At 71.9% G+C, this 26916-nt stretch carries 8 protein-coding genes and 1 pseudogene; 5 read left to right on the top strand and 4 right to left on the bottom strand.

Going from position 1 to position 26916, the window contains the following annotated elements:
- Positions 1-42: 42 nt before the first annotated feature.
- Both OHS17_RS33060 and OHS17_RS33055 read left to right on the top strand, forming a co-directional pair.
- The gene (locus tag OHS17_RS33060; RefSeq protein WP_330315491.1) at positions 43-1053 is read left to right on the top strand and encodes a ketoacyl-ACP synthase III family protein; all 1011 of its coding nucleotides are present in this window, start codon (positions 43-45) and stop codon (positions 1051-1053) included.
- Positions 1054-1085: 32 nt separating this feature from the next.
- Positions 1086-1319 (top strand): phosphopantetheine-binding protein, encoded by a 234-nt coding sequence (locus OHS17_RS33055; protein WP_161211086.1) that lies wholly within the window; start codon positions 1086-1088, stop codon positions 1317-1319.
- An 82-nt stretch (positions 1320-1401) separates the two neighbouring features.
- On the opposite strand, the gene OHS17_RS33050 is transcribed toward OHS17_RS33055, so the two are convergent.
- From OHS17_RS33050 to OHS17_RS33035, 4 genes and pseudogenes are all read right to left on the bottom strand, one after another.
- Entirely contained in the window at positions 1402-2868 is a 1467-nt protein-coding gene (locus OHS17_RS33050) for an FAD-dependent monooxygenase (protein WP_330315490.1), read from the bottom strand.
- A gap of 83 nt (positions 2869-2951) precedes the next feature.
- Positions 2952-9440: pseudogene (locus OHS17_RS33045) on the bottom strand (SDR family NAD(P)-dependent oxidoreductase); the annotation flags it as partial.
- 61 nt (positions 9441-9501) lie between these two features.
- Positions 9502-9720 (bottom strand): ferredoxin, encoded by a 219-nt coding sequence (locus OHS17_RS33040; RefSeq protein WP_330315488.1) that lies wholly within the window; start codon positions 9718-9720, stop codon positions 9502-9504.
- A complete protein-coding gene (locus tag OHS17_RS33035) occupies positions 9717-10928 on the bottom strand; it encodes a cytochrome P450 (RefSeq protein WP_330315487.1) in 1212 nt (403 codons plus the stop codon). Before OHS17_RS33035 ends, OHS17_RS33040 begins: the two co-directional genes overlap by 4 nt.
- Before the next feature lie 206 nt (positions 10929-11134).
- Between OHS17_RS33035 and OHS17_RS33030 the strand changes: the two genes are divergently transcribed.
- From OHS17_RS33030 to OHS17_RS33020, 3 genes are all read left to right on the top strand, one after another.
- The gene (locus OHS17_RS33030; RefSeq protein ID WP_443066181.1) at positions 11135-22792 is read left to right on the top strand and encodes an SDR family NAD(P)-dependent oxidoreductase; all 11658 of its coding nucleotides are present in this window, start codon (positions 11135-11137) and stop codon (positions 22790-22792) included.
- A gap of 71 nt (positions 22793-22863) precedes the next feature.
- Complete coding sequence (locus OHS17_RS33025; RefSeq protein WP_073865700.1) at positions 22864-23694, top strand: hypothetical protein; 831 nt, start codon at positions 22864-22866, stop codon at positions 23692-23694.
- 56 nt (positions 23695-23750) lie between these two features.
- Positions 23751-26897 (top strand): non-ribosomal peptide synthetase, encoded by a 3147-nt coding sequence (locus OHS17_RS33020; RefSeq protein ID WP_330315485.1) that lies wholly within the window; start codon positions 23751-23753, stop codon positions 26895-26897.
- The last annotated feature ends 19 nt before the right edge of the window (positions 26898-26916 follow it).

Raw genomic sequence — 26916 nt, 5'->3', positions numbered from 1 at the left:
AGGCTCTTCTGAAAGCGGGCGCACAGGATGAAAGTGGACAACGTGTACCTGGCTGGGATCGGCAGCTGGATACCCGACCGGGTCAGCGTCGACGAGGCCATCGAAAAGGGCTGGTACGACGAGACCCTGCGGGCGTCCAGCGGCATGGTCTCGGTCGCGGTCGCCGGGGACGTGCCCGCCCCCGACATGGCGGTCGCCGCGGCCGAGGAGGCCCTCAAACGCTCCGGGCACGAGCCGGAGGAGATCGCGGCGCTCATCCACACGCCCGTCTTCCACCAGGGCCCCGACATCTGGTCGGCCCCCCACTACATCCTGCACCGCACGGTGAACCGGCCCGTGCCCGCCCTGGAACTGCGCCAGGGCTGCCTCGGCATGATCACCTCGCTGCGGTTCGCCGCCGCCATGATGACCGCCGACCCGGCCGCCGGTGCCGTTCTGATCACCGCCGGCGACAACTTCTCCACCCCGGGCCTGGACCGCTGGCGGGTCAGCTCGAACTACGTGCTCGGCGACGCGGGCTCCGCCGTCGTGCTCTCCCGGCGAGAGGGCTTCGCCAAGCTGCTGTCCGTCTCCTCGATCTCCATCCCGGAGGCCGAGATCCTGCACCGAGGCGGCGACCCGCTCTTCCCGCCGAGCATCACCCTGGGCCACCCGCTCGACCTGGAGGCCCGCACCGACCACATCCGCGCCCAGTGGATGCAGGGTGTGGCCCCGCCCGTCTTCCACCTCGGTGACATCGTGGTCGAGACCGTCACGGCCGCCCTCACGGACGCCGGACGCACGCTCGACGACATCACGCGCGTCGCGCACAGCGCCGTCGCCTTCGACCAGATCCGGAACGGCTTCCTGGAGCCGCTGGGCATCGAGGAGTCCCGCGGGACCTGGGAGTTCAACCGCCGCGTCGGCCACTCAGGCGGCACCGACCAGATCGTCGGCCTCGAACACCTCCTTGCCTCCGGCGAACTGCGCCCCGGCGACCACGTCCTCCTGCTCGCGGCCGCCGTCGGCATGGAAGTGGGCTGCGCCGTTCTGGAGATCGTCGACATCCCGTAGCCCCGGACAGGACCAGAGAGAAAGGGCCCACCATGAGCCGGACCACCACCGCACCCACCGCCGACGAGATCCGCGAGGCCGTCGCCGAACTCGTCGGCTTCCACGCCAGGGACATCGCCGACGACGCCAACCTCATCGCCCTCGGCCTCAAGTCGCTGCACATCATGCAGCTCGTCAACGTCTGGCGGCGCGCCGGACTGACCGTCTCCTTCAAGGACCTCGTGGACGAGCCCACCGTCGCCGCATGGGCGGGCAAGTTCTCCTGACGTGAGAGAGGGTGCATGGTGAAGGGCCGGGGCGGACTGCCCCGGCCCTTCACCATGCACCCGTCGGGGCCCGGAGCGGCCCTCAGGCCCCCGGCGCCCCGAACCACTGCTCCAGCACCGGCCGCAGCGTGGCATCGCCCGGCTCACCGGCCCACGCCACATGCCCGTCCGGCCGTACGAGCACGGCCGACGCGCCGATCTCCGCGACCGGCTCGGCCGCCACCCACTCGATGCGGTCCGCCCACGCCGCCACCGGATTCGCCGCGCCCCCGGAGCCCGTCAGGTCCAGGAACACGCCCCGCCCGGCGTGCAGCGCCGAGGCCACACTGCCGGGCCCGGTCGCCGTCACGAGCGGCACGTGCGGCAGCCGCCGCCCCACGGGCGCGGCCGCGCCCTCCGGGGCGTAGCTGACGTCCAGGCCCGTGGACAGCTCCAGCAGGTAGCGGTTGGCGTCCGGGAACTTCAGCAGCTCCGCCATCAGAGCCCGCACCGGCGCCACCTTCTCCACCGGGTGGATCAGGGCGAGTTGGGTGTCGGTCGCGGCGGCCGCGCGCAGACCCTGCGGGCGCCGCTCCGCCGTGTACGTGTCGAGCAGATTGGCCGGGGCCCAGCCGAGCAGGTCCGCCGCGAGCTTCCAGCCCAGGTTCACCGCGTCCTGAAGCACCAGGTTCATGCGCAGCCCGGCCAGCGGGTAGAAGGTGTGCGCCGCGTCGCCCACCAGGAAGACCCGCTCGGCCTGGTACGTCTCGGCGACGCGCGACGGGCCGCCGTAGCGGCGGATCCAGCGCACCGGGACATCCGGGAACGGCGTGTCGTTGAGCCGCGCGACGGCCCCCCGCAGCTCGGCCGCCGTCGGCTCCACCGACGGACCCGGCAGGTCCGTGTCGAACTCCGCGGTGATCACCCGAGTGACCCCCGGCTCCACGGGCACCGACGAGTACAGCCCGCCCACCGGGCAGAACCGGGCGCCGCGGTGGATCTCCGGCAGGTCCTGGATGTCGATCTCCACATCCGCGACCAGACCGCAACTGGCCGGGCCCGTACCGGAGAAGGCGATCCCGGTCTGGGCGCGGACCACGCTGTCCTCGCCGTCGGCGCCCACCAGGTAGCTGCCGCGCAGCTCGTACGTCTCCTCGCCGGCGCGGACCGTGACGCTGACCCCGAACTCGTCCTGGGTGTAGCCCGCCAGCTCATGCCCGTAGCGGACCTCGGCGCCACGCTTCAGCGCGTGCCGCTCCAACTGCTTCTCCAGATACTCCTGAGCGAGCAGCAGGGCCGGCTGATGGCGTCCTTCGAGCGGGGTCATGTCGAGCCACAGCAGGGAGAAATGGGTTCCCTGGACCGGAGTGGTGTGCTTCTGCAGACCCTCCAGCAGGCCCCGCTGGTCCAGCAGTTCCACGACGGTGGTGTTGACGGCCTGGCCCACGGACCGGCCGCTGCGGGAGGGAAGCCGCTCCAGCACGACACTGTCGATGCCCCACAGTCCGAGCTCGTGGGCCAGCATCAGCCCTGCGGGCCCGCCGCCCGCGATGATAACGGGATCGGACATATCCTGTTCCTCCGGTTTCTGGTGTCGTGCATGGTGCCCGGCGTCCGGCCCCGGGCCCGTGACGGGCCCGGGGCCGGACGGCCTCAGGCGATGCCGAGCTCGTTGTCGATGAGGTCGAAGATCTCGTCGTCCGTCGCCACGGAGATCCGCTCGGCGGACCCCTCGTCGTCGCTCGCGGGTCCGGACCCGCCGTGCTCCTCCAGCCGCAGCAGGAAGTCCTGCAGCCGGGCCGTCAGCCGGCCCACGGCCGCCGCGGACGGCTCGGTCGAGCCCAACGCGTCCTGGACCAGGTCGAGTTCGCTGACGATGCCCGCGAAGACGTCCCGCTCCGCGGGAGCGAGCAGTTCGTCCAGGTGCGCGGTCAGCGCGCCGGGGGTGGGGTGGTCGAAGATCAGGGTCGGGGTGAGCCGCTGTCCGGTGGCGGCGCCGAGCCGGTTGCGCAGCTCGACGGCGGACAGCGAGTCGAAGCCGAGCGACTGGAACAGCCGGTCCGCTCCCACGCTGTCCGCCGAGGAGTGGCCGAGCACGGCCGCGACATGCTCACCGACCAGCTCCGCCAGCCGCTTGCGCCGCTCCTGGGCCGACAGGGGAGCGAGCCTGTCGGCCAGGGAGACCTCACCCGCGCCCCCGCTCGCGGAACGGGCGGCGGCACGCGCCTGCGGACGCGGGCGCGCCTGTCGTACGAGGGCGCTGAACAGCGGATCCAGCAGGCCCGCCTGCGCCCGCTCGGCGAGCGTCGCCTGGTCGAGCCCCATCGCCACGGACACGGGCTGGCGCAGCCCGAGCGCCGCGTCGAAGCGGGCCATGCCGTCGGCGGAGGTCAGCGCGGTCACACCGGTACGGGCCAGCCGGGCCAGCGCCGTCTCGTCCAGCTGCCCCGTCATCGTGCTCGCCTGGTCCCAGAGTCCCCAGGCGAGGGAGGTGGCGGGGAGTCCTTGGGTGTGGCGGTGTGCGGCGAGGGCGTCGAGGAAGGTGTTGGCGGCGGCGTAGTTGGCTTGTCCGGCGTTGCCGAGGATGCCGGCGGCGGAGGAGTAGAGGACGAAGGCGGCGAGGTCGGTGTCGCGGGTGAGTTCGTGGAGGTGCCAGGCGGTGTCGGCCTTGGGGCGCAGGACGGTGTCGAGGCGCTCGGGGGTGAGGGTGTCGATGGTGCCGTCGTCGAGGACGCCTGCGGTGTGGATGACGGCGGTGAGGGGGTGGTCGGTGGGGATGGTGTTCAGGAGGGTGGCGAGGGCGTCGCGGTCGGCGGTGTCGCAGGCGGTCAGGGTGACGGTGGCGCCGAGGGCTTCGAGTTCGGTGCGCAGGGTGTCGGCTCCGGGGGCGTCGGGGCCCCGGCGGCTGGTCAGGAGGAGGTGGTGGACGTCGTGGTGGGTGACGAGGTGGTGGGCGAGGAGGGTGCCCAGGGTGCCGGTGGCCCCGGTGATCAGGACCGTTCCCGCCGGATCCAGCTCACGCGGCAGTGACAGCAGCGTCTTGCCCACGTGCTGTGCCTGGCTGAGGTGACGCAGGGCGGCCGGTGCGTGGCTCACGTCCCACGCGGTCAGCGGCGGCGGGGTCAGCACCCCGGCCTCGAACAGCTCCACCAGGGCCTTCAGCATCTCCTGGGTCCGCTCCGGACCCGCCTCCATGAGGTCGAACGCCTGGTAGACGATGCCCGGGTACGCGGCCGCCACCTCCTCGGCATCCCGGATGTCCGTCTTGCCGATTTCCAGGAAGCGGCCGCCGTGGGGCTGGAGGCGCAGGGTGGCGTCGACGAATTCCTTGGCGAGGGAGTCGAGTACGACGTCGAATCCCTGTCCTTCGGTGGCGGTGGTGAACTGCTGCTCGAAGTCGAGGGTGCGGGAGTTGGCCAGGTGGGCGTCGTCGAAGCCGAGGGCGCGCAGGGTGTCCCACTTGCCGGTGCTGGCCGTGCCGAAGACCTCGGCGCCCAGGTGCCGGGCGATCTGGGTGGCGGCCATCCCGACCCCGCCCGCCGCCGAATGCACCAGCAACCGCTCGCCCGCCCGCAGGCCCGCCAGATCCGTCAGACCGTAATACGCCGTCAGGTACACGACCGGGATGACGGATGCCTGGCTGAAGGAGAGTCCTCGCGGGATCCGGGCGGTCAGCCGGTGGTCGGTGACCCCGACCGGCCCCAGCCCGCCCGAGGGGAACATGCCGAACACCCGGTCACCGACGGACAGCCCGGTCACCTCGGAGCCGGTCTCCAGGACGATGCCCGCGCCCTCGCCGCCGATCATGGCGTCGTCGCCCGGGTACATGCCGAGGCCGATCATCACGTCACGGAAGTTGAGACCACCCGCGCGCATCGCCACCCGGATCTCGTGGGCAGCGAGCGGACGCTCCCCCTCGGGGTGCGGTACGAGCGCCAGATTGCCGAGCGTGCCCTTGCTGGTGACATCGACGCGCCAGGAACCGGCGCCGTCGGGCGGGGTCAGCACCCCTGCGGCATCCGCCGGCCGCACCAGCCGCGGTACGTGGGCGCTCCCGTCCCGGACCGCCGCCTCGGGCAGCTCCTCCACCAGCACCTGGAGCACCGCGTCCGCCGCCGCCGAAGCCACGTCCGGCACGGTGTCCAGGTCCAGGAGCGCGAAGCGCTCCGGGTTCTCCGTCCGTGCCGAACGCACCAGACCCCAGACGGGAGCCGCCGCGAGGTCCCGTATCTCCGGTCCCGGCCGGGTGGCGACGGCGCCACGCGTCACGACGACCAGCCGGGATCGCGCGAACCGTTCGTCGGACAGCCACTCCTGCACCAGGCCGGTGGCCCCGTACAGCACGGTCCGGGTCGCCGTCAGGACGTCGGTGGTGTCCTCGCCCTCGCCTGCCACGCTCACCAGGACCAGGCCGGGTGCCTCGGCACCGGCGTCCACGGTGGCGCCCAGCGCCGCCAGATCCTCGTAGCGGGCGCAGCCCCCGAGCACGGGGGCCAGCCCCAGCGGGTCGGCCGCCCCGAGCAGCGCCACCGACTTCGGCGCCGGCACGTCCGTGGCCGGGGCCAGCGGAGACCAGTCGAGCAGATGGACGCCCGATTCGTTCGTGGCGCCGGCCGCCGCGCCGAGCTGCTCCCGGCTGACGGGCCGGGTGGTGAGCCCGCCGATGTGGGCGACCGGGCCGCCATTGCCGTCGTACAGGGCCAGTTCGACGGTGTCGGGGGTGGTGGGGGTGAGGTGGACGTGGAGGGTGGTGGGGTGGGTGGCGTGGAGGGTGATGTTGTTCCAGGCGAAGGGGATGCGTTGGGTGGTGGTGGGTTCGTTGGTGGTGTTGAGGATGAGGGGGTGGAGGGCGGCGTCGAGGAGGGCGGGGTGGAGGGTGTGGTCGGTGGGTTCTGTGTGGGTGGGGAGGTTGATTTCGGCGTAGAGGTCGGTGCCGTGGTGCCAGAGGGCGGTGAGTCCTTGGAAGGCGGGTCCGTAGGTGTAGCCCTGGTCGGCGAGGTGGTCGTAGAGGTCGGTGAGGTCGTGGGGGGTGGCGCCGGTGGGGGGCCAGGTGGTGGGTGTGGGGGGTGCGGGTTGGGTGTGGGGGGTGAGGGTGCCTGTGGCGTGGGGGGTCCAGGTGTCGGTGGTGTCGGTGCGGGAGTGGATGGTCAGGGTGCGGTGGCCGGTGGGGTCGGCGGGTTCGACGGTGACCTGGAGGCGTGTGGGGGTGTGGGGGGTGAGGGTGAGGGGGGCGGCCAGGACCAGGTCCTCGATGGTGGCGAGGCCGGTGAGGTGGGCGGCGTGCAGGGCGAGGTCGACGAACGCGGTGCCGGGCAGGAGGGTGGTGCCGGCGATGGTGTGGTCGGTGAGCCAGGGCAGCCGCTGGTCGGACAGGAGCCCGGTCAGGACGAGGTGTCCGGTGTCGGCGATCTCGACGGCGGCCCCGAGCAGGGGGTGCCCGCCGGCGTCGAGTCCGGCTGCGGTGACGTCGGTCTGGTGGATCGGGTGGAGCCAGAACTCCTCGTGCTGGAACGCGTAAGTCGGCAGGTCGACGCGGTTCCCGCCGGGCAGGAGAGCCGTCCAGTCGATGTCCGTCCCGCTGGTGTAGGCGGTGGCCAGGGCACGCAGCAGAGCGCGAGGTTCTTCACTGCGAACGTTGAGCACGGAGGCTGCGGTGGGGGTGTCCAGGGTGCTCTGAACGAGCGACGTCAGGACCGGGTCCGGACCCAGCTCCAGATACGTGGTGATGCCCTGGGCGTCCAAGGTGCGAACGCCGTCGTGGAAACGGACCGCCGCGCGGATCTGACGCGCCCAGTAGGCAGGGCTGGTCAGCTCATCAGCAATCTGACCGGTCACGTTCGATATGACCGTGATCTGGGGCTCGTTGAACGTGAGGGAGCCGATCTCCTGCTCGAACTCGGCCAGGGCCGTGTCCATGTGCGCGGAGTGGAACGCGTGCGAGACCGTGAGGCGCTTGACCTTGACCCCACGGCTACGGAACAGCTCCTCCAACGCCTCAACCGCGTCCGCGTCACCGGAGACCACGACCGCTGCGGGACCGTTCACCGCCGCGAGCGACACACCGTCACCCAGCTCGGGCAGGACATCGGTCTCTGGGGCGGCGATGGCGAGCATCGCACCCCCCATACGCGCGGCCTGCATCAGCCGACCCCGTACCGCGACCAGCGCACACGCGTCCTCAAGGGAGAACACACCCGCCGCGAACGCGGCGGTCACCTCACCGATCGAGTGACCGATCAGCGCATCCGGACGCACACCCCATGACGACACCAGCGTGAAAAGAGCCGACTCAAGCGCGAACAGGGCGGCCTGCGTGAACCGGGTCTGATCCAGCACCGGATCGCCCTCGAACACCACATCCTTCAACGACCGGCCCAGAGGCACGTCCAGATGCGCACAGGCAGCGTCGAACGCCTCGGCGAAGACCGGGTACGCCTCATACAGCTCCCGGCCCATCCCTGCCCGCTGGCATCCCTGCCCCGTGAACAGCAACGCCGTCCGCGCCGGCCCGGCAGTACCCGCAGCACGAACACCTTCCAGTGCAGCGACCAGCTCTTCGCGGTCCGCGCCCACCACTACCGTGCGGTGCTCGAAAGCCGTGCGCGACGAGGCGAGCGAGTACCCGACATCGAGCAGCGACGCATCCGAACCGCGTACGAACTCGGCGAGCTTCCCCGCCTGCGCGCGCAACGCCTCCGCACTGCGCCCCGAGACCACCCACGGCACGAGGACCGGGTCCGCACCCTCCGCAACAGGGGCCTGCTCGGGATCTTGTTCCAGGATGACGTGGGAGTTCGTACCGGAGATGCCGAACGAGGACACCGCCGCGCGGCGCGGGCGGTCGACCTCGGGCCAGGCGCGCTGTTCGGTCAGCAGTTCCACCGCGCCCGCGGACCAGTCGACATGCGAGCTCGGCTTGTCCACGTGCAGGGTGCGGGGCAGGACGCCGTGCCGCATGGCCATGACCATCTTGATGACCGCCGCGACACCCGCCGCGGCCTGCGTGTGACCGATGTTCGACTTCAGCGAACCGAGCCACAACGGCCGGTCCGCCGAGTGCTCCTGACCGTACGTCGCGATCAGGGCCTGCGCCTCGATCGGGTCACCCAGCCTGGTCCCCGTACCGTGCGCCTCGACCACATCCACGTCCGCGGCCGACACCCGCGCGTTCGCCAGAGCCTGCCGGATCACCCGCTGCTGCGAAGGACCATTCGGTGCCGTCAACCCGTTGCTCGCACCGTCCTGATTGACCGCCGAACCCTTGATCACCGCCAGCACCGGATGCCCATTGCGCCGCGCGTCCGACAAACGCTCCAGCACCAGCCACCCCACACCCTCGGCCCAGCCCGTTCCGTCGGCGGAATCGGAGAAGGCCTTGCAGTGGCCGTCCGGGGACAGCCCCCGCTGACGGCTGAACTCCACGAACGTGGTGGGGGTCGCCATGATGGCGACCCCGCCCGCGAGCGCGAGTGAGCACTCGTCCTTGCGCAGCGCCTGCCCGGCCTGGTGCAGCGCGACGAGGGACGAGGAACAGGCGGTGTCCACGGAGACGGCCGGGCCTTCGAGGCCGAAGGTGTACGCGATCCGTCCCGAGGCGATGCTGCCCAGGCTGCCGTTGACCAGGTAGCCCTCGAAGTTCTCGGGCGCGGGCCGCAGTCGGGAGGCGTAGTCGTTGTACATGACACCGGCGAAGACTCCGGTGTTGCTGCCCTTCAACGCCTCGGGCACGATCCCGGCCCGCTCGAACGCCTCCCACGCCGTCTCCAACAGCAAACGCTGCTGCGGATCCATCGCAAGGGCCTCACGAGGCGAGATACCGAAGAACTCCGCGTCAAAACCCGAAGCCTCGTACAGGAACCCGCCCCGACGCGTCATCGACTTACCCGCCACGGCCGGGTCCGGATCGAACAGACCCTCCACATCCCAGCCACGGTCCGACGGGAACTCACCAACCGCGTCCCCACCCCGCTCGACCAGATCCCACAAGCCCTCCGGAGACGTCACACCCCCAGGGAACCGACACGCCATACCCACGATCGCCAACGGCTCATTCGCCCGCTCCTCCACATCGGAGAGCTCCCGCCGGGCCTGTCGCAGATCGGCGGTGGCCCGCTTGAGGTATTCGCGGAACTTGTCTTCGTTGTCAGCCACTGGAGAAAGACCCTTTTCTGGGGAGCGGGCAAGCGGGCGGGCGAAAGGACCGTCAGGCCGGGATTTCCTCGACCTCGATGGCGAGCGACGGGCAGCGGCGCGCCGCGTCCTTCACCTCGGCGTGCAGCGACGGCTCGGGGTCCTTGTCGAGCAGGAAGACGACGCCGTCCTCCTCACGCTGGTCGAACACATCCGGCGCGGTCAGCGCGCAGATACCGGAGGAGCAGCACTCCTCTTCCTTGATGGTGATCAGCAGTCGTGCCTGGCTCACCAGGTCACCTCCAGTCGGTGGATTCCGAATACGGTCGCGTCCTTGAACGGAAGGTCTTCCGGGGGACCGACCAGGCGCAGTCCGGGGATGCGCCGGAAAAGGGTGTCGTAGACAATCTCGAGCTCGGCCCGGGCCAGGTTCTGGCCGAGGCAGGCGTGCACGCCGAAGCCGAAGGCGACGTGGCCGGACGTCTGGCGTCCCAGGTCGAGCGTGGCCGCGTCGGGGAAGACCCGCTCGTCGTGGTTGGCGGCGGCGGCCGACGCGATGAAGCCCTCGCCCGCGCGTACGACGACGTCGCCGACCTCGATGTCCTCAAGGGCCACGCGGGCGGTCGGGTAGTCCACGATGCTGAACCAGCGCAGCAGTTCCTCGACCGCGCCCGGGGTCGTGGACGGGTCGGCGGTGATCGTGGCGAGCTTCTCCGGCTCCCGCAGCAGGGCCGCCACTCCGAGCGAGATCATGTTCGCCGTCGTCTCGTGGCCGGCCAGGAGCAGGAGCATCGCGAAGCCGGTGAGCAGCTCGTGGTCGTAGATGCCCGCTTCCCGGTACTTCACGGCGAGGCGGCTGAGCAGCGCGTCATCGGGCGCGTCGTCCTTGCTGGACACCAGGTCGCCGAGGAACGTGCGCAGAGCGCCGAAGGCGGCCCCGCGCTCCTCGGGTGTGCTGGATCGTTCCAGCAGTACCTCGGTGTACTTCTGGAACGTGCCGCGGGTCTCGTACGGAACCCCGAGCAGCTCGCAGATGACGAGTGAGGGGACCGGCAGCGAGAGTTCCTGGACCAGATCCACCGGCCTGCCGCCCGCGCCGGCCTCCAGAATGCGGTCCACGCATTCGTCCACGATTTCCTGAATACGCGGACGCAGGCGGCGGACACGATTGAGCGTGAATTCGCTGGTGACCATGCGCCGGTGAAGCGAATGGTCCGGGGAGTCCATCGACAGCAGGAAACCCTTCTGCGCGAAAGCCCCCACATTGGCGACGGTCGCGGGGAAGGCGGGATGGGCTCTGCTGGCCGAGGTGGCCGGATGGCTGAGAAGAGTGCGTACGTGCTCGTGGCGGGTGGCCAACCAGGCCGACTTTCCGTTCTGGAGCACCACCCGGGACATGGGCCCTTCGTCGCGCAGCGGTGCGTACTCGGCCGGCGGACTGAACGGGCAGGTCCGGGCGAAGGGAAAGGGCGGTATGTCGGAGCTATCGGTATCGGACATGGTGGTGACCTCTCGAGACAGAGCGCTTCGCGCCGGAAGGTAGGCGCTGGGGCTTAATTGCCGCTAAAAGCGGCAGCGCTTTAGGTCTGATTAAGGCCAAGGCAAGCAGTGCGGAGGAGGGTGGCGAGCCGAACGGGTGGCCCGGTAGCCCAAGGGGATGGCTCTGCATGCCGAATGAAGACAAGCTTCGCGATTACCTCAAGCGTGTGACAGCTGATCTTCAGCAGACACGCCGCCGCCTCTCCGATGTGGAGGAGCGGGCGAATGAGCCGTTGGCGATCGTGGGTATGGCGTGTCGGTTCCCTGGGGGTGTGACGTCTCCGGAGGGCTTGTGGGATCTGGTCGAGCGAGGTGGGGACGCGGTTGGTGAGTTCCCGTCGGACCGTGGCTGGGATGTGGAGGGTCTGTTCGATCCGGACCCGTCCGTGGCGGGTAAGTCGATGACGCGTCGGGGCGGGTTCCTGTACGAGGCGTCGGGTTTTGACGCGGAGTTCTTCGGTATCTCGCCGCGTGAGGCCCTGGCGATGGATCCGCAGCAGCGTTTGCTGTTGGAGACGGCGTGGGAGGCGTTCGAGCGGGCCGGGATCGTGCCCGAGGCGTTGAAGGGCAGCAACACCGGAGTCTTCGCCGGGGCCATTCCGCAGGACTACGCGCCCGAGGTCGACAAGGTCCCCGCCGATGTCGAGGGCTACGTCGGTTCCGGCGTCCTCACCAGTGTCGCTTCGGGCCGCATCGCGTACACCTTCGGTCTCGAAGGTCCGGCCGTCTCCGTGGACACCGCCTGCTCCGCCTCCCTCGTGGCCCTGCACCTGGCGGCCGAGTCCCTGCGGCGCGGCGAGAGCTCACTGGCCCTGGCCGGCGGCGTCACCGTGATGTCCACGCCGCGCATCTTCGTGGAGTTCAGCCGCCAGCGGGGGCTCTCCCCGGACGGCCGCTGCAAGGCATTCGCGGACGACACGGATGGCACCGGGTTCTCCGAGGGTGTGGGGTGGCTGGTTCTGGAGCGTTTGTCGGACGCGCGGCGCAATGGGCATCCGGTGCTGGCGGTGATCAAGGGTTCGGCGGTCAATCAGGACGGTGCGAGCAATGGTCTGACGGCGCCGAATGGTCCTTCGCAGCAGCGGGTGATCCGGCAGGCCCTGGCGAACGCCCGGGTGTCGGCCGCCGACGTGGACGTGGTCGAGGCGCACGGTACGGGGACCAGGCTGGGTGACCCGATCGAGGCGCAGGCCCTGATCGCGACCTATGGTCAGGAGCACTCGGCGGACCGGCCGTTGTGGCTCGGTTCGCTGAAGTCGAACATCGGTCACACGCAAGCCGCGGCGGGTGTCGCGGCGGTCATCAAGATGGTCATGGCCATGCGGCACGGGGTCCTGCCCCGCACCCTGCACGTGGACGAGCCGAGCTCGCATGTCGACTGGTCCGCGGGAGCGGTGGAACTGCTGACCGAACAGCGCGCCTGGCCCGAGGTCGACCGCCCGCGCCGCGCGGCGGTGTCCTCATTCGGCATCTCCGGTACGAACTCCCACGTCATCCTGGAGCAGACCCCTGAGAACACCCCTGCGCCCGCGCCCACGGAGGGCGTGCGGCCGGGGCTGGTGCCGTGGGTGGTGTCGGGGCGGAGCGCGGAAGCGCTGCGTGCGCAGGCGGCGAATCTGGCTGCTTTTGAAGGCGGTTCGCTGCTGGATGTCGGCTATTCGCTGGCGTCGGCGCGGACGGTGTTCGAGCACCGTGCGGTGGTCATCGGTGCGGACCGTGCGGAACTGGTCGCGGGCCTGGAATCGATCCGGGACAGCCTGTCGGCGGCCTCCTCGGCTCCGGTCTCCGGGCCGGCGCGGACGGCGTTGTTGTTCACGGGGCAGGGGTGCCAGCGGGCGGGGATGGGGCGCGAGCTGTATGAGACGTACCCGGTCTTCGCCGAGGCGTTCGACGCTGCCTGTGCGTATCTGGACGTGCCTTTGGGCCGATCGCTGAAGGAGGTGGTGTTCGAGGGCGATCCGGTCCTGGATCAGACGCGGTTCACCCAGGCCGCCCTGTTCGCGCTCGAATCAGCCCTGTTCACGCTGGTGTCGTCATGGGGTGTGCGTCCGGATGCGCTGATCGGTCACTCGATCGGCGAAGTGACCGCCGCGTACGCGGCGGGTGTGTTCTCGCTGGAGGACGCGTGTGCGTTGGTGGCGGTACGGGGCCGGCTGATGCAGGCCGCCCGTGCGGGCGGGGCGATGCTCGCCATCGCCGCCCCAGAGGCCGATGTCCTGCCCGAGCTGGGTGACGGTGTGTCGCTCGCGGCGGTGAACGGCCCCGCAGCGGTCGTGGTCTCCGGTGACGCGGATGCGATCGAGCTCCTGGAGGAGCTGTTCCGTAGCCGTGGGGTCAAGGTCAAGCGCCTCACGGTCTCGCACGCGTTCCACTCCGGCCACATGGACACGGCCCTGGCCGAGTTCGAGCAGGAGATAGGCTCCCTCACGTTCAACGAGCCCCAGATCACCGTCATATCCAACGTGACCGGTCAGATTGCTGATGAGCTGACCAGCCCGGCCTACTGGGCGCGTCAGATCCGCGCGGCGGTGCGATTCCACGACGGCATCCGCACCCTGGACGCCCAGGGCATCACCACGTACCTCGAACTCGGCCCGGACCCCGTCCTGACGTCCCTGGTCCAGAACGCCCTGGACACTCCCACCGCAGCCTCCGCGCTCAGGGGCGGCCGGGACGAGGCCCGTACTCTCCTCCAGGCCCTGGCCACCGCCTACACCAGCGGGACGGACATCGACTGGACGGCTCTCCTGCCCGGCGGGAACCGCGTCGACCTGCCGACTTACGCGTTCCAGCACGAGGAGTTCTGGCTCCACCCGATCCACCAGACCGACGTCACCGCAGCCGGACTCGACGCCGGCGGGCACCCCCTGCTCGGGGCCGCCGTCGAGATCGCCGACACCGGACACCTCGTCCTGACCGGGCTCCTGTCCGACCAGCGGCTGCCCTGGCTCACCGACCACACCATCGCCGGCACCACCCTCCTGCCCGGCACCGCGTTCGTCGACCTCGCCCTGCACGCCGCCCACCTCACCGGCCTCGCCACCATCGAGGACCTGGTCCTGGCCGCCCCCCTCACCCTCACCCCCCACACCCCCACACGCCTCCAGGTCACCGTCGAACCCGCCGACCCCACCGGCCACCGCACCCTGACCATCCACTCCCGCACCGACACCACCGACACCTGGACCCCCCACGCCACAGGCACCCTCACCCCCCACACCCAACCCGCACCCCCCACACCCACCACCTGGCCCCCCACCGGCGCCACCCCCCACGACCTCACCGACCTCTACGACCACCTCGCCGACCAGGGCTACACCTACGGACCCGCCTTCCAAGGACTCACCGCCCTCTGGCACCACGGCACCGACCTCTACGCCGAAATCAACCTCCCCACCCACACAGAACCCACCGACCACACCCTCCACCCCGCCCTCCTCGACGCCGCCCTCCACCCCCTCATCCTCAACACCACCAACGAACCCACCACCACCCAACGCATCCCCTTCGCCTGGAACAACATCACCCTCCACGCCACCCACCCCACCACCCTCCACGTCCACCTCACCCCCACCACCCCCGACACCGTCCGTATCAGCGCGGCCGATGAGACCGGGCAGCCAGTGGTGACCATCGAGGAGCTGGCGCTCCGGCCGATCAGCGCCGAGCAGCCGGCCGCTGACGGGGGAATCCTGCTGGGCGTCGACTGGGCCCCGGTACGGGCGGACGGGACGGGGACCTCGGACGCCCCGGTCGCGGCGGCCGTGATCGGCACGCCCGGTCCGGAGCTCGCCGCCGGACTCGGCGAGGAGACCGTGCGTCACCCGGACCTGGCGGCCCTGTTCGCCGCCGAAGGCCCGTTGCCGCAGACGGTGTTCCTGCCGGTTGCGGCCGGCCAGGAGACCCGCAGCGCTCTCGCGTACGTCCTGGAGGCCGCGCAGCAGTGGCTGGCCGAGGGCCGGTCCGCGGGTTCGCGGCTCGTCGTCGTCACCACCGGCGCCGTCGCCGCCCACCGCGGCGACCTGCTGGACGATCTGGCCGGTGCCGCCGTGTGGGGCTTCGTGCGGGCCACGCAGACGGAGAACCCGGACGCGTTCGTCCTGCTGGACCTCGCTCCGGCCGATCCGGCCGACGCCGCCGCACTGGCCGTCGCCGTGTCCGCCACCGACGACGAGGCCCAACTCGCCGTCCGCCAGGGCGCGGTGTACGTCAACCGGCTCACCCGGGGGGCCGCTGCCGACGGCGTACTGACCCCGCCCGAGGACACCGGTGCGTGGCGCCTGGGCAGCACCGGCAAGGGCACCCTGGAGAACATCGCCCTGGTCCCGTCACCGGACGCCACCGGGCCGCTCGCCGCAGGCCAGGTCCGGGTCGCCGTACGGGCCGTGGGCGCCAACTTCCGCGACGTCCTCATCGCCCTCGGCAGCTACCCCGGTGAGGCGCCGATGGGCAGCGAGGGCGCGGGCGTCGTCCTGGAGACGGGTCCCGGAGTCACCTCCCTCGCCGTGGGCGACCGGGTGATGGGCCTGTTCTCCGACGGCGCGGGCCCCGTCGCCGTCACCGACCACCGCACGCTCGGCCGCGTTCCGGCCGGTTGGACGTTCACCGAGGCGGCGGCGACCCCGATCGTCTTCCTGACGGCGTATTACGGTCTGACGGATCTGGCGGGGCTGCGGGCGGGCGAGCGGTTGCTGGTGCATGCCGCGGCGGGCGGGGTCGGGATGGCCGCCACCCAGATCGCCCGGCACCTGGGCGCCGAGGTCTTCGGCACGGCCAGCACCGGCAAGTGGGACACCCTGCGCGCCCTCGGCTTCGACGACGCCCACCTGGCCAACTCCCGCACCCTCGACTTCGAGCAGCAGTTCACCACCGCCACCGAAGGACACGGCTTCGACGTCGTACTCGACTCCCTCGCCAAGGAATTCGTCGACGCCACCCTGCGCCTCCAGCCCCACGGCGGCCGCTTCCTGGAGATGGGCAAGGCCGACGTCCGCGACCCGGAGCAGGTGGCCCAGGAGCATCCGGGCGTCGCCTACCGGGCCTTCGACCTCATGGAGGCGGGTCCGGAGCGCATCCAGGAGATGCTGGACGAGCTCAGGAACCTGTTCGAGGCGGGCGCTCTGCACCCGCTGCCCGTCCGGTCGTGGGACGTCCGGTACGCGCGTGACGCCTTCCGCTTCCTGGGCCAGGCCCGGCACGTCGGCAAGGTCGCCCTCTCACTGCCGCGTGAGCTGGATCCGGCGGGAACGGTCCTGATCACCGGGGCCACCGGCACCCTGGGCACCCTCCTCGCCCACCACCTCGTCACCCACCACAACGTCCGCCACCTCCTCCTGACCAGCCGACGGGGCCCCGACGCCCCCGGAGCCGACACCCTGCGCACCGAACTCGAAGCCCTCGGCGCCACCGTCACCCTGACCGCCTGCGACACCGCCGACCGCGACGCCCTCGCCACCCTCCTGAACACCATCCCCACCGACCACCCCCTCACCGCCGTCATCCACACCGCAGGCGTCCTCGACGACGGCACCATCGACACCCTCACCCCCGAGCGCCTCGACACCGTCCTGCGCCCCAAGGCCGACACCGCCTGGCACCTCCACGAACTCACCCGTGACACCGACCTCGCCGCCTTCGTCCTCTACTCCTCCGCCGCCGGCATCCTCGGCAACGCCGGACAAGCCAACTACGCCGCCGCCAACACCTTCCTCGACGCCCTCGCCGCACACCGCCACACCCAAGGACTCCCCGCCACCTCCCTCGCCTGGGGACTCTGGGACCAGGCGAGCACGATGACGGGGCAGCTGGACGAGACGGCGCTGGCCCGGCTCGCCGACACCGGAACCGCCGCCATCACGCCCGAGCAGGGCCTGGCTGCCTTCGACGCCGCGCTCGGCCACCACCGGCCCGCGCTCCTCGCCGTGCCGATGAACACCACCGCCCTCCGGGCCCGCGCCAAGAGCGGCTCACTCGCTCCGCTCCTGCGCGGCCTGGTCCGTACACCGGTGCGCCGGGCCGCGGCCGCCCGGGCCGGGGCGGCCGGTGCGACCTCGCTCGCCCAGCGGCTCGCCACACTGCCGGCCGCTGAGCAGGACCGGCTGCTGCTGGACCTGGTCCGGGAGGAGGTGGCCGCCGTACTCGGCCGGTCCGACGCCGCCGTGCTGGACCCGAGCAGGACCTTCACCACCCTCGGCTTCGACTCGCTGTCCGCCGTCGAGCTGCGCAACCGGCTCGGCGCCGCCACCGGACAGCGGCTCACCCCGACCCTGATCTTCGACCACCCCACCCCCGGCGCGCTCGCCACCCACCTGCGCGACACGCTGCTCGGCACACAGGCCGCGGCGGCGGCCCCCGTCACCAAGGCCACAACGGGTGACGGTGCCGACGAGGCCATCGCCATCGTCTCCATGGGCTGCCGCTTCCCCGGCGGGATCACCACACCGGAAGACCTCTGGCAGCTCGTGAAGGGCGGCGTGGACACCGTCGGCGGCTTCCCGGAGAACCGCGGCTGGGACCTCGACGGCCTCTACGACCCCGACCCGGAGGCCACCGGCACCTCGTACACCCGGCAGGGTGCCTTCCTGCGCGACGCCGACACCTTCGACGCCGACTTCTTCGGCATCAACCCGCGTGAGGCGCTCGCCATGGACCCGCAGCAGCGCCTGCTGCTGGAAACGGCCTGGGAGACGCTCGAACGCGCCGGGATCGACCCGGACCGACTGCGCGGCAGCGACACCGGAGTGTTCGCGGGCGTCATCACGGGCGACTACGTGACCCGGCTGGACCGGCTCCCCGAGGGTTTGGAGGGCTACGTCTCCACCGGCACCACCACCAGCGTCGCCTCCGGCCGGGTCTCCTACACCCTCGGCCTGGAGGGCCCGGCGCTGACCGTGGACACGGCCTGTTCCTCCTCCCTGGTGGCACTCCACCTGGCGGCGCAGGCGCTGCGACGGGGCGAGTGCTCGCTCGCCCTGGCGGGCGGTGCGACGGTCATGGCGGGACCCATCAACTTCGTGGAGTTCTCCAGGCAGCGGGCCCTGTCGCCCGACGGCCGCTGCAAGGCGTTCTCCTCCACGGCCGACGGCACCGGATGGGGCGAGGGCGTGGGCCTGGTCCTCCTGGAGAGGCTTTCCGACGCACAGGCCAACGGACATCAGGTGCTGGCCGTCCTCCGGGGTTCGGCGACGAACCAGGACGGTGCCAGCAACGGTCTGACCGCTCCCAGCGGCCCCTCGCAGCAGCGGGTGATCCGGCAGGCCCTCGCCGACGCGGGCCTGACCGGCGCGGACGTCGACGTCGTGGACGCGCACGGTACGGGGACCAAGCTCGGCGACCCCATCGAGGCGCAGGCCCTGATCGCCACGTACGGGCAGGAGCGCACTCCCGAACAGCCCCTGTGGCTCGGTTCGTTGAAGTCCAACATCGGGCACACCCTGGCCGCTGCCGGTGTCGCCGGCGTCATCAAGATGGTGCAGGCCATGCGGCACGGGGTGCTGCCCCGCACGCTGCACGTGGACGAGCCGACTCCGCACGTCGACTGGGAGGCGGGCGCGGTCGCGCTGCTGACCCGGGAACAGCCGTGGCCCGAGCTGGACCGCCCGCGCCGCGCGGCCGTCTCGTCCTTCGGCTTCAGCGGGACGAACGCCCACGTGATCCTGGAACAGGCTCCCGAGGTTCCGGCAGCGGCGGACGAGTCCGCTGTGCCCGTGGCCGACGGGATCGCGCCGTGGGTGATCGCGGCGAAGAGCCCGGCCGCTCTGCGCGAGCAGGCCGCGCGACTCGTGGCGTTCGCCGACAGCTACCCGGAGGCGGCCGTGTCCGAGGTGGGCGCCGCGCTGGTGGCCACGCGTACGCCCTTCGCACACCGGGCGGTCGCCGTCGGCAAGGACCGCGAGGAACTGCTCCGGTCGGTACGCGAACTGGCCGCCGGCGACCAGAGCGCGGGCGCCGTGACCGGTGAGGTCGCGGGGGGCAAGACCGTGTTCGTCTTCCCGGGGCAGGGTTCGCAGTGGGTCGGTATGGCGGCGGGTCTGTTCGAGGCGTCGCCGGCGTTCCGGGAGCGGCTTGAGGCGTGTGCGCGGGCTCTGTCCGCCTACACGGACTGGGATCTGCTGCCAGTGCTGCTGGAGGGCGATCCGGAGGGCCTGCTGGAGCGGGTGGACGTGATCCAGCCCGCGCTGTGGGCGGTCATGGTCTCCCTGGCCGAGGTGTGGCGCTCTTACGGGGTCGTGCCGGACGCGGTCGTGGGGCATTCGCAGGGCGAGATCGCGGCGGCTGTCGTCTCGGGCGCGCTGTCCTTGGAGGACGGCGCCCTGGTGGTGGCTCTGCGGAGCCGGGCGATCAAGGCTCTGGCGGGCCGGGGCGGCATGCTCTCGGTCGCACTGCCCGCCGACGCGGTGCGCCCGTACCTGACGCAGTGGGCGGACGACCTGGGCGTGGCCACGGTCAACGGCCCGTCGTCCACGGTCGTGTCGGGCACGGACAGTGCCCTGGACGACTTGGTCGCGGTACTTCGCGCGGACGGGGTGCGCTCGCGTCGTATCGCGGTGGACTACGCCTCGCACTCCCCGCACGTGGAGTCCATCCAGGCCGAGCTGGCGCAGCTCCTGGCCCCGGTTGCTCCCCGGGTGCCGGAGATCCCGTTCTACTCGACCGTCACGAACGAGGTGGTCGACAGCGCGGCACTGGACGCGGAGTACTGGTACCAGAATCTGCGCCGGACCGTGGAGTTCGAGAAGACGACGCGTGCTCTGCTCGCGGCAGGTTTCACGACGTTCATCGAGTCGAGCGCTCACCCGGTCCTGACGATCGGCCTCCAGGAGACCTTCGAGGCCGCCGGTGCGGTCGCGGCGCTCGCCGTTCCGTCGCTCCGTCGGGACGAAGGCGGCCTGGAACGGTTCCTGCTCTCCGCCGGGCAGGCATGGGCCCACGGCGTCCCCGTCGACTGGACCACGGCCCTCTCCGAGCCTCAGCACCCGCTCGACCTGCCCACGTACGCCTTCCAGCGCACCCGCTACTGGCTCGAATCCGCCACCACCACGGGCGATGTCTCCACCGCCGGTCTCGCCGCCACCACGCACCCCCTTCTCGGAGCGGCCGTGGCCGTGGCCGGGTCGGAGACGGTGCTGTTCACCGGTCGGCTGTCCCTGGCCACTCATCCGTGGCTCGCCGACCACACGGTCGCCGGCACGGTCCTGCTGCCCGGCGCGGCCTTCGCCGACCTCGCCCTGTTCGCCGCGGCCCAGTGCGAGAGGGGCGCCGTCAACGACCTGGTCCTGCATGCCCCGCTCGCCCTTCCGGCGACCGGAGCCGTGCAGATCCAGCTCACCGTTGACGGCCCGGACTCCTCCGGCCGCCGCGAACTCTCCGTCCACGCCCGCCCCGAGACCTCCTCCGACGCCGATGCCGCCGAGTGGACCCTGCACGCCCAGGGCCTCCTCGTCGAGGCACCCGACCGCCCGGCACCCGCAGGCTCCGACTGGCCGCCGGCCGGGGCCACTCCGGTGGACCTCGCCGACGCCTACGGGCAACTCGCCGACCAGGGATACGAGTACGGCCTCGCCTTCCAGGGCCTGACCGCTCTCTGGCAGAGCGGCGGAACGCTGTACGCCGAGGTCGAACTCGCTCCCGGCACCGCCACCGCCGGGTACGCCCTGCACCCGGCGCTCCTCGACTCGGCCCTGCACCCGCTGGTCGTGACCGCCCTGGCCGAGGCCGGCGACGACGGCCTGCGGCTGCGCGTCCCGTACTCCTGGACCGGGCTGACGGCACCCGCCACCGCGCCGTCAACGCTGCGGGTGACGCTCGACCCGACCGGGGACGACACCGTCCGGCTGCTCTTCACCGACACCTCGGGTGCTCCGCTCGGCGGTGTCGACACGCTCACCGTGCGGGCCGCCGATCAGGCAGCTCTCGCCGCGCTGCGCACCGACCGGCTGCCGCTGCACCACGTGCGCTGGGAGCCCGTCGAGCTGCCCGTCGCCGAGAGCGCCCCAGACCGGGCCGTGTGGCTCGGCGCCGATCCGGCGGGGCTTCGCGGCGCGCTCGGCATCGCCCGGGAGCCGTACGACGACATACGGGTTCTCGCGGCGGCCGTGGCCGGAGGCGGCACCGCGCCGCAGTACATCCTGACGACCCCGCCCGCCGACGCGGACCCGGGCACGGCCGTGTACCGGCTGCTGGAACTCGTCCAGTACTGGCTCGCCGAGGACGGCCTGGGCGGAAGCACACTCGTCTTCCTCAGCAGCGGGGCCGCCGACGGAACGGACCCGGCGGTGGCGGCCATGTGGGGCCTGCTCAGGGTCGTCGCATCCGAGAACCCGGGCCGCGTCGTCCTGATCGACACCGGCACCGGCACCGCACACGACACGCTGTCCGCCCTGGCCGCGGGGGAGCCCGAACTCCTCCTGCACGCGGGAGCGGCGGCCCGCCCGAGGCTCGCCGCGATCCGTCCGGACCAGGCTGCCGAGGCCATGCGGTTCACCCCCGAGGGCACGGTCCTCATCACCGGCGGCACCGGAGCGCTCGGCGCGCTCTTCGCCCGCCACCTGGTCACCGCGTACGGAGTCCGCCACCTGCTGCTCACCAGCCGACGCGGAGCACAGGCCCCCGGGGCCGACACGCTGCGGGCCGAACTCGAAGCCCTCGGCGCGACCGTCACCCTGGCCGCCTGCGACTCCGCCGACCGGGACGCCCTCGCCGCCCTCCTGGCCGCCGTACCCACCGACCACCCGCTCACCGCGGTGGTCCACACCGCGGGCGTCCTGGACGACGGCATCGTGCAGGGGCTGACCCGCGAACGCTTCGCAGCCGTGTGGCAGCCCAAGGCGGACGCCGCACGCCACCTGCACGAGCTGACCGCCGATCTGGAACTGGACGCCTTCGTCCTCTTCTCCTCGCTGGCCGGCCAGGCGGGCAACGCGGGGCAGGCCAACTACGCGGCCGCCAACGCCTACCTCGACGCCCTCGCCGAACAGCGCCGGACCCAGGGGCTGCCCGCGGTCTCCCTGGTGTGGGGCCTGTGGGGCGAGACCTCGGGCGAAGGCACCGGACTGGCCACCCGCCTCGACGCGGCGAACCTGGCCCGGGCCGGACGCGGCGGCCTGCTGCCGCTGTCCGCCGCCGAAGGGCTCGGACTGTTCGACGCGGCGCTCGCGGTACCGGCCCCGGTACCGGTCGTGGCCCGCTTCGACCCGGCGGCGCTGCGCGCCCAGGCCGAGGCGGACACCCTGCCGGACCGGCTGCGCGGCCTGGCCCGTACGCCCGCCCGGCGTGCGGCCGGTGCGCAGAACTCGGCCGAGACGGGGCTCACCGACCGGCTCACCGGACTGGCCCGCCCCGAACAGGAGGAGATCGTCCGGGAGCTGGTCCGTACGACCATCGCGGTCGTGCTCGGCCACGCCGACACGGCCCGGATCGAGGACGACCTGTCCTTCAAGTCCCTCGGGTTCGACTCCCTGACCGCCGTCGAACTGCGCAACCGGCTCGGCGCGGCCACCGGCCTGGCCCTGCCCTCCACCCTCGTCTTCGACCACCCGAACCCCCGCGAACTCACCGAGTACGTCCACAAGCTGGCCGAACCCGTCGTCGACAGGCAGCCCGTACTCGCCGACCTCGACCGGCTGGAGGCATCGCTCGGGAACCTGGCCGCCGATGCCGGTGGCGACGACCTGCGCCGCACCGTCGCGGCCCGGATGGAAGAGCTGCTCGCCGGCTGGGCGGGAGCGGCGGACGGCGCGGCGGCCCGGGAGGCCGCCGACATCGAGTCCGCCTCCGCGACCGAGCTCCTCGACCTGATCGACCAGGAGTTCGGCGGGAGCTTCTAGCTCCCGAGCCCCCTGCCCGGCCGCAGCACCCGAACCGACCGACCCTTCACCACAGAACGGAACCGGAACCCATGACCAGCCTCAGCACGTGGAAAGAGCTCATCGCCGGCGACACCGACGAGGTCGTCCTCGCCGTCGACTTCGACGCCACAGGCCGTGGCGAGGCTCGTTTCAGCGACTTCGTCCCGCTCCTCGGAACCGGCTTCACCGTCTGGGAGACCCTTCCCGCGGCCGTGGCCTCCCGCCCCGACCTGCCCGCCGACGCGTACGTCAAGCAGTGGGTCGACGAGGTCCGCACCAGCGGCAAGCGGGTCAAGGCCGTCCTCGCGTTCTGCGCGGGCAGCGTCTACGCGGCCGCCATCGCCGAAGAGGTCGAGAAGTGGCAGGGCTCCTTCCCGCAGACGATCCTCTTCGACCCGGAGCGGGCCGCGGCCGCCAGCATGTACTGGCAGTTCCACAAGGCCGTCGGCCAGATGGAGCCCGCCGTCGGCGCCGCCGAGGTCGGCCGCGTCCAGGACTCGGCGCAGCGCGCCCAGGAGACCTGCGTGAGCCTCGGCGACCTCGCCCGCCGGCTCCTCCTGCTCTACCACGCCCTCGCCCAGACGGCCTGCGACAAGCTCGGCCTGGACGACCGGCGCCGCGCGGAGATGACGGAGACCGCGGGCGCGTTCCTCACCTACCTCTCGACCGCCGAGCAGATCGAACCGGCGGCCGCCTGGCTGCGCTCCACGGCCATCACCTCCGCCACCGCGACCAGCGGACTCAACGGGTTCCGCATGCTCAACCCGGACCACAAGGCCGCCCTCGTCGCGGACGAGCTCCGCTTCGACACCCCGCACGTGGAACTGCTCAGCAGCCCCGTGGTCGCCCAGGCCGTCACCGAGCTCCTGCTCGCTTCCTGACCCCGCGCGCACGGCCGGCCGTACTCCCTCTCCCAGGTCACAGACAGGAATCCGGAATGCTCACCTCAGCCCAGACCCCGGGGAACGGCCCGGCCCACGCCGTACTCACGGCGGCCAGCCGCAAGGAGCAGGCGCTGTGGCTGCTCGAAAAGCTCGTCCCCTCCGGTGCCGTCAACAACCTCTCGGTCGTCTTCACCACCGAGGAGCCGCTGGGGGAGTGGGAGCTGCAGCAGACCCTGGACGCCCTGGTACGGAGGCACCCGGCGCTGCGCACGGTCTTCCACGGCACGGACGGCGGACTCGTCAAGCAGACCGTCCCGGCCGACCGGTTCGCCGCCACCGTCAGCACCATGGCGGTCGCGGCCGGCGGCACCGACGCGGCGGTGGCCGCGCTCGTCGCCCGGCCCTTCACGTTCGACGGGCAGCCGCTGCTGCGCGCCGGGCACCTCCAGGGCCCGGAGGGGGACGTCTTCTGCCTGGTCGTCCACCACATCGTCTTCGACACCGTCTCCGCCGCGATCCTGCTCGACGAGCTCACCCGCGTCTACGAGGCCGTCGCCGCCGGTCTCGACGTGCCCGAGGACCTCGCCACCCCCCAGCCGGCCCTCGCCACCGCCGCCCCCACCGACGAGAGCCTCGCCTACTGGCGCGAGCACCTGAAGGGCTTCGACCCCTCGGCCCTCGGACTGGACTGCGGCACCGAGGACCGGCCCGACCCCACGCTGACCGGCGACTCGGTCCTGCACACCCTGTCCGCCGAGGCCCACGAGGCCGTCCGCCGCCTCCAGCGGGAGGTACGGGCCCCCGAAGCCGTCGTCCTCCTCGCCGCCTACTACCTGCTGCTCGCACGGCACGGCGCCGGGCCGGACCTCGTGGTCGGCTCGCCCGCCAACGTCCGCCCCGCCCACGCCGCCGGAACCGTCGGCTACCACGTCAACACCCTCCCCCTGCGCGCCCGGGTCGACATGGGCGCCGGCTTCCGGACCCTCGCCGCCGAGGCCCGCGAAGCCTTCTTCGGCGCCATCACCCACGCCGACGTGCCGGTGGACGTCCTGCTTCCGGAGATCGAGCACACCGGCGCGACCTGGCGCAACACCGTCTTCCGGCACCTGTTCAACTACGTGCCCAACGCCGGGCTGACCAGCTTCGACATCGACGGCGTCCCCGCCCGGCGGCTGCTCGTGGAGAACGGCTACAGCAAGTTCGACCTGGAATTCTTCTTCCTCGCCTCGCCCGAGGAGATTCGCGTCCGCGGCGTCTTCTACACCGAGGTCCTCTCCCGCGACGACACCGAGTTCCTGCTGGAACGCTACGACGCCCTGCTCGTCGCCCTGGGCCAGGACCCCGACCGCCCGCTCGGCGAACTGCCCCTGCACGGCGCGCGGGACCGGGCCGTCATCGACACCGCCAACGCCACCGGCACCGAGGTCACCCCCGCCACCCTGCTGGAGGCCGTCGCCGCCACGGCCGCCGCCACTCCCGGCGCCGTCGCCGTCGAGGACGGCGCACACACCACGACCTACCAGCAGCTGTGGGACACCGCGCTCGCCGACCGGGACCTGCTGCGCGCCGCCGGAGCCCGCCCCGGCGACATCGTCGCGCTCGCCGCCCGACGCGGCCCGCAGCTCGCCGCCGCCGTCCTCGGAGCCTGGCTGGCGGGCACCGCCTACCTCGCCCTGGACCCCGACCACCCGGCCCAGCGCACCGCCTATCTGCTGGAGGACTCCGGCGCCGCCGTGGTCCTCGCCGCGCCCGGCATCGACGTGGCCGCCGGGTCCGCCGTGACCGTGGAACCCATGGCGGCCGTGGTCCCCGCCACGCCGTCGCAGGGCACGGACCCGACCGTCGGGGAGCCGGTGGACCTCCCCGCCCCCGACGCCACCGCCTTCCTCATCTACACCTCGGGCTCCACCGGCAAGCCCAAGGGCACCGTCATCACCCACCGGGGCGCCGCCAACGTCATCCACCACTTCCGCCACGAACTGGGCGCCGGCGCCGCCGACGTGACGCTGTGGCTGACCACCTTCACCTTCGACATCTCCGCCCTGGAGCTCTTCCTCCCCCTCGTCACCGGCGGCCGGATCGCCGTCGCCCCCGAAGCGGCCCGCAGCGACGGCCAGGCCCTCCTCGACGTCCTCGAACGCCACGACGTCGGCATCATCCAGGCCACCCCCACCACCTGGCGGCTCATCGCGGACAAGGCGGGCCACTGGCTGGCCGGCCGACGCGGCGTCACCGGCGGCGAACCGATGCCGCCCGCGCTGGCCCGCCGTATCACCGCAGCCGGCTGCACCCTGCGCAACGCCTACGCCCCCTCCGAGACCACCATCTACTCCACCTGCGGCACCGTCCCCGAAGGCGCCACCGCCATCGACATCGGCCGCCCCATGAACAACACCCGGGCCTTCATCACCGACCCGGACGGGCGCGAACTGCCCGTCGGCGTCCGAGGCGAACTCTGCATCGCCGGCACCGGGGTCGCCCTCGGCTACCACGGCCGCCCCGAGCTGACCGCCGAACGCTTCGCCACCCACCCCTCATACGGCCGCCACTACCGCACCGGCGACCTCGCCTGCTGGCTCCCCGACGGGCGCCTCGCCCTGCACGGCCGGGCCGACCGCCAGGTCAAGCTGCGCGGCAACCGCATCGAACTCGGCGAGGTGGAAGCCGTACTCCTGGAGCACCCGCAGGTGCGCGGAGTGGCCGTCGTCGTCGACGACGAAGCCCCCGGCGGGCCGCTGCTCGTCGCCTTCGTCGAGCCCGCCCAGGACACCGGCCCGGCCGCCCTCGCCGACCTGCTGTGGGAACACGCCCGGGCCGGCCTGCCCGGCGCCGCCGTGCCCCAGGAATTCCTGGCCGTCGACACGTTCCCGACCACCGTCAGCCAGAAGACCGACTACCTGGCCCTCAAGCGCCTCGCCGCCCGGCTCCGCGACGAACGCGGCACGGACACCGGCGGCACCACCCACCAGGGCGACGAGCTCACCGTCGCGCTCATCGCCCTCTGGCAGCAGCTCCTGGAACGCACGGACATCGACGCCGACGCCAACTTCTTCGCGCACGGCGGTCACTCGCTGCTCGGCGCCCAGCTCGTCCAACGGGTCGAGGACACCACCGGAACAACCCTCGCCATGGCCGACCTGTACGCCGACCCGACACCTGCCCGGCTCGCGGCCCGCATCCGCAAGACGAACAACCAGTGACGCACCACCCACAAGGGAA

Origin of the sequence: Streptomyces sp. NBC_00523 (assembly GCF_036346615.1) — a bacterium.
Classification (GTDB): Bacteria; Actinomycetota; Actinomycetes; order Streptomycetales; family Streptomycetaceae; genus Streptomyces.
Note: the sequence above shows the minus strand (reverse complement) of the source record. Positions and strands in the feature narration are given on the sequence as shown.

Bases quoted from the DNA above. Each gene is read 5' to 3' on its own strand.
- OHS17_RS33025 (WP_073865700.1), top strand. From the start codon at position 22,864: ATGACCAGCCTCAGCACGTGGAAAGAGCTCATCGCCGGCGACACCGAC.
- OHS17_RS33055 (WP_161211086.1), top strand. From the start codon at position 1,086: ATGAGCCGGACCACCACCGCACCCACCGCCGACGAGATCCGCGAGGCC.
- OHS17_RS33020 (WP_330315485.1), top strand. From the start codon at position 23,751: ATGCTCACCTCAGCCCAGACCCCGGGGAACGGCCCGGCCCACGCCGTA.
- OHS17_RS33050 (WP_330315490.1), bottom strand. From the start codon at position 2,868: ATGTCCGATCCCGTTATCATCGCGGGCGGCGGGCCCGCAGGGCTGATG.
- OHS17_RS33035 (WP_330315487.1), bottom strand. From the start codon at position 10,928: ATGTCCGATACCGATAGCTCCGACATACCGCCCTTTCCCTTCGCCCGG.